At 43.7% G+C, this 13,597-nt stretch carries 10 protein-coding genes; 4 read left to right on the forward strand and 6 right to left on the reverse strand.

Translation table 11 applies throughout. The annotated features are described in order from the left end of the window. The first annotated feature begins 4 nt into the window (after positions 1-4). From H6571_07890 to pgl, 4 genes are read left to right on the forward strand one after another with little or no spacing between them, the layout of a single operon-like run. Positions 5-3,016: an efflux RND transporter permease subunit gene (locus tag H6571_07890; GenBank protein ID MCB9323650.1), complete on the forward strand. Its 3,012-nt coding sequence runs from the start codon at positions 5-7 to the stop codon at positions 3,014-3,016. A 33-nt stretch (positions 3,017-3,049) separates the two neighbouring features. Continuing rightward, a complete protein-coding gene (gene gndA, locus H6571_07895; protein MCB9323651.1) occupies positions 3,050-4,480 on the forward strand; it encodes an NADP-dependent phosphogluconate dehydrogenase in 1,431 nt (476 codons plus the stop codon). A 30-nt stretch (positions 4,481-4,510) separates the two neighbouring features. Continuing rightward, on the forward strand, positions 4,511-6,028 hold the full coding sequence (gene zwf, locus H6571_07900; GenBank protein MCB9323652.1) for a glucose-6-phosphate dehydrogenase: 1,518 nt from the start codon (positions 4,511-4,513) through the stop codon (positions 6,026-6,028). After that, entirely contained in the window at positions 6,028-6,753 is a 726-nt protein-coding gene (gene pgl / locus H6571_07905; GenBank protein ID MCB9323653.1) for a 6-phosphogluconolactonase, read from the forward strand. Before zwf ends, pgl begins: the two co-directional genes overlap by 1 nt. Before the next feature lie 16 nt (positions 6,754-6,769). Here the strand turns inward: pgl and H6571_07910 are convergent, their stop codons facing one another. From H6571_07910 to H6571_07935, 6 genes are all read right to left on the reverse strand, one after another. After that, on the reverse strand, positions 6,770-8,668 hold the full coding sequence (locus H6571_07910) for a S9 family peptidase (GenBank protein MCB9323654.1): 1,899 nt from the start codon (positions 8,666-8,668) through the stop codon (positions 6,770-6,772). 549 nt (positions 8,669-9,217) lie between these two features. After that, positions 9,218-9,766 carry a histidine phosphatase family protein gene (locus tag H6571_07915; protein ID MCB9323655.1) on the reverse strand — a complete coding sequence of 183 codons (549 nt, stop codon included), beginning with the start codon at positions 9,764-9,766 and terminating at the stop codon, positions 9,218-9,220. A 45-nt stretch (positions 9,767-9,811) separates the two neighbouring features. Further along, the gene (locus H6571_07920) at positions 9,812-10,474 is read right to left on the reverse strand and encodes a CDP-alcohol phosphatidyltransferase family protein (protein MCB9323656.1); all 663 of its coding nucleotides are present in this window, start codon (positions 10,472-10,474) and stop codon (positions 9,812-9,814) included. 10 nt (positions 10,475-10,484) lie between these two features. Continuing rightward, positions 10,485-12,200 (reverse strand): sulfatase-like hydrolase/transferase, encoded by a 1,716-nt coding sequence (locus H6571_07925; GenBank protein ID MCB9323657.1) that lies wholly within the window; start codon positions 12,198-12,200, stop codon positions 10,485-10,487. Between the two features lie 72 nt (positions 12,201-12,272). Then, the gene (locus tag H6571_07930; protein MCB9323658.1) at positions 12,273-13,154 is read right to left on the reverse strand and encodes a hypothetical protein; all 882 of its coding nucleotides are present in this window, start codon (positions 13,152-13,154) and stop codon (positions 12,273-12,275) included. Between the two features lie 33 nt (positions 13,155-13,187). Then, positions 13,188-13,577 carry a CoA-binding protein gene (locus H6571_07935; GenBank protein ID MCB9323659.1) on the reverse strand — a complete coding sequence of 130 codons (390 nt, stop codon included), beginning with the start codon at positions 13,575-13,577 and terminating at the stop codon, positions 13,188-13,190. Positions 13,578-13,597 lie beyond the last annotated feature (20 nt).

Below are 13,597 nucleotides of genomic sequence, written 5' to 3' on the forward strand. Positions count from 1 at the left end.
CAGCATGATCAATTACGTCAAATTTAAGAATCCCATTGGAGTCCTGTTGGCCATTGTTTTTTTTGGAGGCGTATTTGCCTATAGCCGAATGAAGTCCGATTTATTCCCCAATGTCACTTTTCCGAAAGTGAAAATAATTGCGGAAAACGGACAACAGCCTGTGGATAAAATGATGCTGACCGTCACGCGCCCCCTGGAAGAAGCCATCCGGCAGGTACCGGGTTTGAATACCATCAGAAGTACCACGAGCAGGGGAAGTGCCGAAATTTCCGCTTTTTTCGACTGGAATGAAAATATTGACCTGGGGCAACAGCGCATCGAAAGCCGAATCAGCCAAAAACGGCTGGATTTCCCGCCAGATGCACAATTCACCATCGAAAAAATGAATCCTTCCATCCTGCCCATCGCCGGTTATTCCCTGGAAGGAGACCGTAGTCAGATCGAATTAAAAAATATTGCTCTTTATACGGTAAAACCTTTTTTATCCCAGGTGGCCGGGGTGTCTGACGTTTTCGTGATCGGTGGAAAAAACAAAGAATTTCATCTGGTACTGAATCCCATAAAAATGAGTGAACTGGGAATCACACCACAAATGGTTTTTGATGTATTGTCCCAGACTAATTTTGTCATTTCCAATGGGTATTTACAAGCTTTTGACCGGTTGTACCTCACCCTAACGGATGTTGTGATGGATAATCTGAATGATCTGGAACAAACGATAGTAGTCAGTTCGCCCATGCGCGTCGTTAAAGTAAAGGACATCGCTGAAGTGAAGGTGGAGGCCGAGAAAGAATATATTAAAATAAAAGCCAACGGAAAAGATATACCACTGATTGCGGTGGCCAAACAACCGGATGCCAATTTGATTGATGTGGCCGCAGGGCTGGATAAGAGGGTGACTGAATTAAACCAGGTGTTGCCCAAAGGAATAAGGCTGCGTCCTTATTATCAACAGGCTGATTTTGTTACGGATTCCGTAAGTAGCATTCAGGATGTGCTCTGGATCGGGCTAATTCTCGCCATGATCGTAGCGATCATATTTTTGAGATCCTTCAAAAGTAGTATAGTCCTGCTGTTTACCATTCCACTGACCCTGAGCCTGACCCTGATCGCATTGTTTTCGATGGGGTACGATTTTAATATCATGACCCTTGGTGCCATTGCCGCCGCGATAGGCCTGGTTATAGATGATGCCATTATTATTGTGGAACAACTTCACCGAAGTCATGAAGAATCGCCTGAGCAATCCCCCCGGGACCTGATAGGAAAGGCCATACATTACCTTTTTCCGGCCATGGTAGGTTCCTCCTTAAGCACGATTGTCATTTTTCTGCCTTTTGGTTTAATGACGGGTATTGCAGGAGCTTACTTCCGCATTTTGACGGAAACCATGATCGTCACCCTAATCTGCTCTTTCATTATTACGTGGATAGGATTGCCAGTCATTTATCTGCTATTCTCCCGCAACAGGCCAAAAAGTGAAACCCTGGAACATAAAACGGTTAAGCCCAGGAAGTGGGTTAAAATGGCCATCCGATTCCCGATCTTCTCCATTTTGTTTGTTGTGTTTTTAGGGTTCATCATTTGGAAAATTGCCCCCAAGCTTCCTTCCGGTTTTCTTCCTGAAATGGATGAAGGGTCCATCGTCCTGGATTACAACTCACCGCCGGGCACCTCTCTTGAAGCAACAGACCTTATGCTCAGGCAAGTGGACAAGGTACTGGACAGCACTCCTGAAGTGACTTCCTATTCTCGAAGAACAGGCACACAAATGGGATTTTTCATTACCGAACCCAACAGGGGCGATTATCTTATACAGTTAAGGAAAAAGCGAAACAGGACTACCGAGGAAGTTTCGGACGACATCAGGCAGCGGGTGGAAGCCATATTACCGGCATTGACCGTAGATTTCGGACAGGTAATCGGAGATATGCTGGGCGACCTGATGGCCAGCGTACAACCCATTGAAATCAAAATATACGGCACGGACCGTAAAGTATTGGAAAACCTGTCGCGCAAAGTTGCGGCAGAAGTAGAAAATACCAAAGGCACTGCAGATGTTTTTGACGGGATTGTGGTGGCCGGCCCTTCTGTGACCATCGAGCCAGAGGTGGCCCTTCTGAAACAATTCGGGCTGGAGCCTTCAGACTTTCAGTTTCAGCTACAAACTCAATTGGAGGGAACCCTCCTCGGGGCAGTAACCGAGACGGAACAAATGACTCCGATCAGGATGATCTATCCCGGAAGCGAAAAAACGACCGTTAATCATTTGGAGCAGGGTCAGATATTTCAACCCAACGGACAACTCATGCCCATTTCCAGGTTTGCCAAAGTATTGGTTGAACCGGGTACAGCAGAAATCAACCGGGAAAATGGCAAGAACATAGGCGTCATTACAGCCCGGCTCAACAACCGTGACTTGGGTACCACCCTCAGAGACATCCAGGCGGCCATCAGAGAAAATGTCCCGCTACCCGTAGGCTATAATATTGAATACGGCGGGGCCTATGCACAACAACAACAAGCCTTCCAGGAATTGATGACCATTTTATTGCTGGCGAGCCTGTTGGTTTTTACGGTTATCCTCTTTTTATTTAAAAAATTCATGATTGCTTTTGTGATCATCATCATTGCGGTGTTGGGTGTTTCGGGCAGCCTTGTTGCACTCTATCTTACAGGAACCCCTCTGAACGTGGGTAGTTACGTCGGCATCATTATGATCATCGGCATCACAGGTGAAAATGCCATTTTTACTTATTTTCAATATGCCGAACAAAGAAAGATTACAGGAAGAAACGAAGCCATTATTTATTCCATATCTACCCGGTTGCGGCCTAAGCTGATGACTGTCTTTGGAGCCATTGTGGCGCTTCTTCCATTGGCCATGGGAATTGGCACCGGCGCCCAAATGCATCAACCCCTGGCCATTGCCGTCATCGGCGGTTTGATCCTGGCTCTGCCATTATTATTAGTAGTCTTACCTGCTTTTTTAAGCATCGTGGAGAAAAAAAATTAATTTGAGCAACTGTAAAACTAAAATTAAACGAACATGAATAAAGAACAATCGACACCCTTTGAATTTGGCATGATAGGATTAGGGACGATGGGACGAAACCTCTTGCTAAATATGGCCGAACATGGTTTTGTGGTGGCCGGGTATGATAAAAATGCGGCACAGGTGGCCGTGCTTGAAAAAGAGGGAAACCAAAATAACGTAAAAGGTTTTACGGAAATAGGCGAATTCATCAGCCAGTTAAAAACGCCGCGAGCCATCATGATGCTGGTTCCGGCCGGGAAAATTGTGGACTATGTCATCGCTGATCTACTGCCCTTACTGGAAAAAGGAGACCTTATTATTGATGGCGGTAATTCACAATTTACTGATACGGAACGCCGGGCCTCTGAATTGGAGCAAAAGGGGCTTCATTTTTTTGGTATGGGCATTTCAGGAGGTGAGGAAGGCGCCAGAAAAGGGCCAAGCATGATGCCGGGAGGAGACAAAAAAGCCTATGAGCACGTGAAACCTGTCTTTGAAAAAATTGCGGCGCAAGTCAATGGGGAGCCTTGCGTTACCTACATCGGTCCCGGAGCATCGGGGCATTTTGTAAAAATGGTACACAACGGTATCGAATATGCCCTCATGCAACTCATTGCCGAAACGTATCACATTTTAAAAAACGGGCTGAATTTAAAAAACGAGGCCATTCACGCTATTTTTAAAGACTGGAACGAAGGCCATTTGCAATCTTTCCTCCTCGAAATTACCCGGGATATTTTTGCCTTTAAAAATCCGGAAACCGGGCATTTATTGCTGGATGATATAAAAGACGAAGCCAAATCCAAAGGAACCGGCAAATGGACTTCCCAATATGCCATGGACCTTCAACTGCCCATCCCGGCCATTGATGTGGCCGTATCCATGCGCGATTTATCCAAATATAAATCATTGAGAATGCAATTGGATAACAGCTTTCCCAATGAAAAAGAAGGGAATCTATTGAGCGGAGGCGATTTATCCGAATATTTGGTCAAACTGGAACAGGCATTTTATTTTAGCATGGTCACCCTATACGCCCAGGGCATGCATTTGCTCTACAAAGCCTCCCAGGAATACCATTACGACTTACCCCTTGACCAGATAGCTAAAATCTGGAGAGGCGGCTGCATCATACGTTCCGTTTTCCTGGAGGATATTTTTTCGGCTTTTCAGAAAGATCGAAATCTGGAACATTTGTTTTTGGATAAAAATATTCAATCCCTGATCAATGCCAATCTGGCAAGCGCCAGGTCTGTCGTCACCGGAGCGATGAACGGTGGTTTCTCTGTTCCTGTTTTTGCTGCTTCGCTTAATTATTTTGATGCCCTGCGTACCGGAAGGCTGACCACCAATCTCATCCAGGCACAACGGGATTATTTCGGGGCGCATACTTATGAATTGACTGGAAAAGAAGGGGTGTTTCATACCCAATGGTCTGTTTGAAAAAAATGATTAATTTAAAAAAACTATCCAATGCTTAAAATAAAATCCGACCCCGTAATTTTTGTCATCTTCGGCGCTACCGGGGATTTGAACTGGCGTAAAATCAACCCCGCACTTTACAACCTTTTTCTGGACCATTGGCTGCCGGAACAGTTTGCCATTATCGGCACCGGGCGTTCAAAATATTCAGATGATGATTTTAAAACTAAATTACTGGACGGAATAAACAAATTTTCCCGCAAAGGGGAAGCCGACCAGGTGAATTGGGCGAATTTTTCGAAAAACATTACCTACCAGGCAGGCGACATCAATGCAGATAGCGATTACCAGCAAATAGGCGTTAAAATAGACCAGTTAAAAAAAGAGTGGGCCAAAGAACCCATCATTATTTTTTACATGGCCGTCGCCTCCGATTTTTTTCCGATAATTGCCCAAAATATAAAAAAGAACAAGCTTTCCGGTCGACCCGACAAAACGCGGATCGTGATCGAAAAACCTTTTGGCAATGACCTGGAATCCGCTAAATCCCTGAACCGACTTTTATGTAATATTTTTGATGAAAACCAGATCTATCGTATCGACCATTACCTGGGAAAAGAAACGGTACAAAACATAATGGCCTTTCGTTTTGCCAACTCCATTTTGGAGCCTATCTGGAACCGAAATTATATCCAGCATGTACAAATATCGGTAAGTGAACAATTGGGCGTTGGCAGCCGGGGTCAATTTTATGAAGGAGCCGGCGTGCTGCGTGACATGATACAAAACCATGTTTTGCAATTGCTTTGCCTCATCGCTATGGAAAATCCTATCAATTTCCAGGCGGATGAAGTCCGCAATCGCAAGGTGGACGTACTGCGTTCCATGCGTCCCTTTGAATCCGAAGATATAAAAAGAAACGCGGTACGGGGTCAGTATGGAGAAGGCTGGATTGAAGGAGTCAAAGTACCCGGATACCGGGAAGAAGCCAATGTGGACCCTCAATCCAATACCGAAACTTTTGCCGCCTTGAAGTTTTTTATCGACAACTGGCGCTGGCACGGTGTCCCGTTTTATATGCGCTCGGGCAAGCGACTCCATCAGTCCGCCTCTATTATTTCTATCCAGTTCAGGGATGTGCCGCATATGGTTTTCCCTGAATCGGCCATTGACAATTGGCGGCAAAACCGGCTGGTCATCAGTATCCAGCCGGAAATGAGTATCCGCCTGCAAATGCAAGCCAAAAAGCCAGGATTGGAAATGATCCTGAATACCGTAGATATGGTTTTTGACTATGATAACAATTACGGAAAGGAAACGCCCGAAGCTTATGAAACCCTTTTGCTGGATACCATAGAAGGGGATCAAACCCTGTTTATGCGTGGCGACCAGGTCGAGGCGGCCTGGGAACTACTGATGCCCGTACTCCATTCCTGGCAAACCAAAACGAGCCTTGACTTTCCTAATTATTCCGCAGACTCCTGGGGGCCTGAATTGGCTGAAGCCTTGATCGCCCGCGACGGTTTCCATTGGTTTTCATTGCCCCCCAATAACAAAAAGACAAACTAATGAAACTCCACATTTTTGATTCAGAAAAGGAATTAATCACGGCTTTCGCTGAATATTTCACCGATCAGGCGCAAAAGTATATTAAAAGCCAGGGACTATTCAATGTAGTCCTCGCTGGGGGAAGTTCTCCAAAAAGGGTGTACCAATTATTGGCTTCCCCGGATTTCCGGGAAAAAATAGATTGGAAAAAAGTTTATTTTTTCTTTGGGGATGAACGATTCGTCCCTGCCGACGACCCTCAGAATAATGGGCTTATGGCCGAAAATGTATTGTTTCATCCCCTGCAAATTCCCCATAGCCAAATTTTTAAAATAGACACCTCTTTTTCCCCGATGGAATCGGCGGAAAAATATATGGAAACCATCACGTCCCATTTCAAAGGTAAACCCATTCACTTTGATCTGATCCTGCTGGGGCTGGGAGATAATGCACACACGGCTTCTTTGTTCCCTTTTACCGAGGTACTTAATGAGGAAAGCCCCTCAGTGGAAGCTGTTTTCTTAAAAAATGAAAATACCTTCCGAATCACTATGACTGCCGCATTGATCAACCAGGCCAAAAATACTGCCTTCCTCGTTTTTGGGTCAAACAAAGCCGAAGCAGTGCAACAGGTGATTCAAGGCATACATGACCCTGAAAATTTCCCGGCCCAGCTGATCACTGAGAATAACAGCAATTTGCATTGGTTTTTAGATGACAAAGCTGCGGGATTGTTGGAAAATTGAGGCCATTAGCGAAATGTTACCCTTTCAATTCTTCCTTTTTTAAATATTTATCCAGGAATATCAGGATCTTACCATAAGCTTCGATCCGGTTTTCCTTTTTGACGAATCCGTGTCCTTCATCCGGAAAAAGAAGGTATTCTACCGGAACATTATTTTTGCGGGCCGCTGCCACGATCTCGTCGGATTCGGCCTGCAAAACGCGAGGATCCTGGGCGCCTTGTAATACCATTAGAGGTTTGACGATTTTATTGGCATGGAACAACGGTGAGATATTGTACAATCGCACAGAATCCACGGCAGGATCCCCCATTTCCTGGTACAACGCAGTCTTGAAGGATTCCCACCATGGAGGAATACTCTTGAGGGTGCGCAGCCAATTGGTCACGCCATACATATTAACGCCAACTTCGAATTCCTCCGGCTGGCTGGTCAGCGCCGCCATGGTCATAAACCCACCATAAGAACCTCCCATGATCCCAATTTTTCCCCCGTCGATATAATCAAGGGCTGCAAGGTAATCTTTGGCTTTAACACAATCCATCAGATCCCCTTCCCCGTGATTCCGGTCATCCATTTTATAAAATGTCTTTCCATAACCGCTGCTTCCCCTGTTGTTTACGGCATAAACTGCATAACCATGGTTGACGAGGTATTGAGTTAATGCAGAATAATTCTGTCTTGACTGCCCGCCCGGACCACCATGGACCTGAACGATAGCAGGAACCACATTTTCAGCACTTGCCCCTTTAGGTTTATAAAAGATGCCTGGAATTTCAGTACCGTCAAATGAAGTAAACCTCACCACTTCCGCAGTGACCAGATCCTTCTCATCGATTTCAGGATTGAGGGTATTGGTTAGTTTCCTGAAGCTACCTTCGCCTATATCGAATATATAAAGATTGGCTGGAGAAGAAGAGCTTTCCACATAAAAGGACACCTTTTTTTCACTCTTCGAAATATTGACCGAATTAATATCTCCGTTTTTAAATTCAGGAAAATCAATTAGCTCTCCTGTTTGCATGTTCATCACTTTTACGACGGTTTTGCCATCCTCATTGATCCCGATGACCCGGTATTTTCCAGTATAGGAAAAATAAGCATACCAGATATCCCAGCTTTCTTCCAATACCTTGATTTTATCTCCTGATTCAAAGTCGTATTTCATCAAATAGGCAAACTCACTGCCTAAATCCGTGGTGTAGTATAAAGACTTATTGTCTTTCCCGAAATCAGCGGGGCGATTGGCGGCCGGTTCTTCTGATATTTTTATCAACTCCCCCTTTGATCTGTCGTATAAAAAGAGGTCATTATCGTTGGTCGTTATGGGTTTGGAAAAAGCCATATAATTTTTATCATCGGAAATGCCTCCAAACTCCAGTGCCAGGTCATTCTGATAAACCATCTCTGACTGAAAATTTTCGATCTGCATTTCGTACACATCCATTAACTGTGGATCTCTTTGATTGCTTCCATAAAGGAAGCTTTTTCCATCGTGGGCCCAGGCGTAAAAAATGGCACGGGTATGCTCCCCGGGAGTAAGCTCCTGGCTGGTGCCATCCTCATTTCTGACAAAAATGTGGAATATTTCATTGCCGTTATTATCACTCCTGTATAGAATCCGATTGTCTTCCGGAAAATAGGAAATGGCAAAAATGGATTCACTATTTGAATTCGTCAATGGTACCGGATCACTTTCGCCGTCTGCAGCTATAGTGTAGGCATTGAAAATACCTGTTTGATCACTGGAAACCAGTATTTTGCTTTCGTCAGGGGAAAAACTCCCTCCAAAAATGGAGAGGTTGTTCATGAATTGTTCAATGGTGTAATGTTGCTTCACTGCTTCGTTTTCTTCAGCAGACTGTTTACAGCCGGCCAATAAGGTTAATGTCAATAAAATAAAAGGAATTTTTTTCATATGAAATGAATTTAAACTGATGGTTGGAGGAATGTGAATATAGGAAACCCTTGTTAAATAATTCAATAAATTAATGATAATCAACTTACTACCGAGCAATAAAAATAATCGCTTTAAATAAAATTTTGATTGCCCAGTGCTTATTAAAATTAAATAATGAACCGCCGAATTAAAATTAGGTGCAGCGCACCTTAATCTGTGTTGGCCAACACAGATTAAGGAGATTCAAGGTGCAGCGCACCGCAACCTAAACCTTCGAACATCGAAAGAATGTTGCGGTGCGCTGCACCTTAGATAGATTTTTTAATCTTTTTACAACAAATTTTTCGGCGCGCTGCACCTATTATAATTTTCTGCGGTTATTAAATCAAATTCAATAAGCAAAGGGTGATCGAGGGCTTTTTTAAAATTTAATTTCCAGGAAAAATTTGTAAAATTTCTCTATTCAAAACTATAATGAATCTTTTGTTACACAATATTTCCTATATAGAAAAATGAAAAAACAACATCCTTCCATCCCAAAGTGTAATTGTTCCTACTCAACACCGGTTATTCAGATCGATCGCCGTATTTCAGCCGCAGCAACTTCGCCTTTCCTTTTTCAAAGGCCGTTACCATCAAAATATTATCGTAAATACTTTCATCAAAATCGGAAAGTGCTATAGATCCTATAAGGATATTGGCCAGGGCAGGCGTGGTATTGGAATGACCTACCACCAGGATGGTTTTCCCTTTGTACGACGAAAATAGTTCATCCGCAAGGGCTTCGGGATCACCGGGATCATATAGTTGTATTTCCAGTCCTTTGGCCGTAGCGGTGGGTTGAGCGGTTTGCATGGTTCGGGCAAACTGGGTAGAGTAAATCGCATCAACCGGTACATTTTTAAGCCAATAAGCCAACTCCTCCGCTCGGCGAATCCCTTCCCCGGTAAGGCCGGGATCCTTGATCTCTAAAATTTTCTCCGCATGCCGAACCAAAATGATGGTGGTAAGGGAGTCCTGTGGCCGGGCTAAAATTCCGGAAGCCGTATTTTGTGTTTCACAATGGTAAAAAGTCAACAGAAGCAATGACAGGAAAAGGAAGGATATTTTTTTCATAACATAATTTTAAATAAAGAAGTTGTTGAATTCCTTTCCAAATATTCATTCCCCGAATCTGGAAACAAAAGAAACTCCAAACGAATAAACCGTCATCAAAGCAGCAATAATAATCGCCGGCAAATAAAGGAAATCCGGTAATAAAAAAGGACCCAAAAGCGTCGCCATCATCACCACGGCAATGGTTTTTGCAAAACGGGTGCTCTTTTCTTTTTTTCCTTCCAGTCGGAAAATCTTTAAGGCGATTACATAAAGATATCGTAAAAATCCGACAAACAATAACCACGCTCCTACCCTGCCCTCCAACACCCAGAAGGTGGAAAGAAAAGCCACGTAAAAAGCATCGGTTTCCATATCAAAATAAGCTCCGAAATCACTGGCTTGATCGTATTTCCTGGCCAGGTACCCATCTAATCCGTCCAGGAAAAGTGCTATTAAAAAAAAAGGAAAACTGTAAACGACCTTCCATTGAGTGAGCATCCCCCCTCCCAGTAAAATCAATAACCAACGAAAAAGGCTCACCCGGTTGGCATAACCACCATAAGGAGAAAACGTGGAGAGCAGGGTTTTATGAAGGTAGATGTAAAGACAAAATGAAATAAAAACGGCGACCGACAAAATGTTGACTTCACCAAAAAACAATGAGGCCGCCCCTGCTGAAAGCATCCATAAGGTATGAGCAAAGTTCCATTTTTTTATATCCTCCATCCCTTTTGTTTTAAAGGTTTAACCAATCCAATCCCTGCTCTTTATATTCAGGGAGTTTATGGTCTTTTTCCCCATAATGGCGTACCAGTTCTCTTACCAGTAAGGAATAAATGCCTTCGTGCCGCATCCCATTTCCCTGGTCTTTTTTTATCAATCCCTTTTGAAACCCATATGATGAAAAGCTGTTTACAAAGTCGGCATTTTTACTGATAATATGAACGGGCGTTTCCAGACTGTCGCCCTCCTGCGGAAAAGAAGGTGGCTGGTGATCCCCAATGAGCACAAAAATATCATTGTCGGCCCCTTCCTTCATAATGAAATCCGTTAAAAAAGTCATCTGGTATCGGATGGCCCTGGCATAGTCCTCCAGTTTAGGTTGTATGAAAATAGAGGAAGAGCCTTGTTCCACCTGGCTGCCATCCGACCATTCCGCCCAATGATCCGCAATTTTTTCCGGAGCCACAAAGGGACTGTGAGAATTCTGGGTGATAAAAAACAAACAATTAGGTTCCGTCTGCTTTGAGTCCATAAAGGCTTTGGCAAAACCGAGGGAAAACTGGTCAGGCGGGCAAGGCCCGAAACCGAGGAGCGGACCGGTATAATTCATGTCTTCATATTTGATCCACTCATCGATGGCATAAAAACTGCTGTAGGTTTCCCAGGGAATTTTCATCCCCTGGAATCCTGCAATGGGGGCCAGCCGGTAATTGGCATATCCCATATTTTTGAGCCATCTCATAAAATGCTGGTAGTCGTGCATTTCCGGTTTATTCAGCAAAGTAAGGTAAACGCCCTGATCGCGAATATCAAAACCTGAAAGGGCGGATGAATAGCTCACCCAGGAAGCTCCGCCTGTTATGGGGGCAAGGCTGAGGTTTGTTGTGGCCTGCCATGAGTTTTCCCTGAGCAGATCATCCAAGGCCGACATATAAAGACGATAAGATTCCTTTAATTCAACATGATCGTATAAAATTCGGCCGTAAGACTCAACGGGAATAAAATAAATGTTTGGACGATTTCTCAATTTTAAATGTTCATAAGGACGATGGTTTTTAAGCTTTTCAAAATCCACATTATCCAGCTGGACTTTTGTTTGATAAGAAAAGAGGATATTCCTGATAAGCGATTGTATTGTTGAAGGAAATACAATCTTACCAAAAGCCTTATAGTTGTAATTGAACAGGCTGTAAAGGCTCATAAACCCCAGCACCCCTGCTATTCCCCATATCCATGCCGTAGGGCGAAAATCAACAGCCGCCCTGAGAAAAATTTCTGTCAAAAAAAACAACCCCACGAATCCCCCCAAAACCATGAGGGTAATGGCTGCATTGATCTTTGTAAATTCCCTGAAAAAAATCTGGGCGCCTGTTTTGAGCAAAAGAAAATCCCGGTAAAACAGGGGTTCCACTTTGTAGATGTTCTCAAAAACGTGGTAATAGATCTGGTAAGTCAGCGTAAGCGCATAAATCACGAAAAAAAGCCAGTGCCAGGCATTAAAGGAGAGTCGATTTTGAAACACGGAAAAAAGAAGGGTAAGCAAAAAGAAATCAATGCTCAATCGGAAGATATCGTAATTAAACCGGTTGATCAAAAACTGGATTCGTTCTTTTACCGGACCGTAAAAAAGCCCTTTATAAGGAAAAAAGGTACTGGTCTTCCTTTCCAGGACATACCTGGGAAAGAAGAAAAAACTGTTGAGCACCAGGAATAGTAACAAAAACTTCATGCTACAAATAAATGCTATTTCTGACAGAGTTTTAAGCATAAATACTATTTCCTGGAGAAAATGTATTTATGCTTAAATCATCCCAGGAGCAAACAGATCAAAATGAAGCACCTCAATCTCCATGCTGTCTTTTTCCATTAAGGCTCTTTTTTCTTGCAACCAATCGTTAAAACGCCTGATTTCACTGGCAGAAGAAAGCATTTCAGGCACAGCGCCTTCAATGTATTCCATCAGAAAATGGTGCATTGCCCCATCCCCGGGACCAACATGCCAATTACTGGAACCCGACATGGCTTTAATATTATTTTTAGCAAAAAAAGCCATCATCTCTTTACTGCAATCGGGTCCCAATGAACTGCCAAACGGCTGAGCTCTTTGCATGTGTTTGCCGTAAAGGTCCGCATAATAAATATCTTCCGGGGATCCGGGTGCCAGCCTCATCCCTGCATAATTTATGGTCGACAACAATGACACCTCTTGTTGTACCAACAAATGTAAAAGACCATGTAGCATTTCAAGGGATAATAGGTCAAATACTGCCGCTGCCGTGGCCAGATCGATTGTGGATAAATCAACCCAATCCTCTAACTCCAAAAAAGATCCATTGATGACCTTTATGGTTACTTTGCTGTGGGGCAATTGCAGATTCAATAACGATTCCTTTCTTTCTAACGGCCATTCTTTTTGATGGGCCACCGCGACAATACGATCAAGAGAAGCCTTCGCCAGGTGCGGGTTGAGTTCCACAAAGGTCCAGTGCTGGTCCTGGGAGAATTTTTCAACCAGATAAAGAAAAGAAGCCCCGGAACCTGATCCCAGGTCAATTATGTTCAATACTTTTTTATGCTTAAAAAAGGAAAGACAGGCATTTTCCACCTCAACGTTCCGGGCCCTGTTATCAAAAACAAACCGCTCCTGAAGCCAATCCGTATTGAAGCCGGTTTCTGTTGACATACTTTAAGGAGTGAGATTAGGTGAATAATTGGCTCATTGTCCGTGGCTTTCCGAATGGATTTTTGGCATCGCATCCAGGGCCAGCAAGGTGAGGTTACAGGCGATGATGGGTTCTATTCCGGCCTCGTTCAAAATTTTTACAAATTCAGCGTTTTCTGCTCCCGGGTTAAAAATGACATACTTTGGCGATAAGCCAAGGATATAGTCGTAATACGCCGGTTGATGCCGGGCATTGAGGTATAAAGTAACCCCGGTAATATCCTTTAACTCGGGGGTTCCTTTCAAAATTTCAACCCCTGCAATTTCGCCATCCCGCACCCCCAAAGGAACCGGAATATAGTTCGCGGTTTTAAGGTTATGCACCGTTCGGTTAGAATGTCTTACCGGGTTGGGAGAAGCTCCTAAAACAAGTATTTTTTCCATGGGCCAAAGATGAGGTTTAA

It is taken from the genome of Lewinellaceae bacterium, assembly GCA_020636105.1.
In the GTDB taxonomy this organism is placed as follows: Bacteria; Bacteroidota; Bacteroidia; order Chitinophagales; family Saprospiraceae; genus BCD1.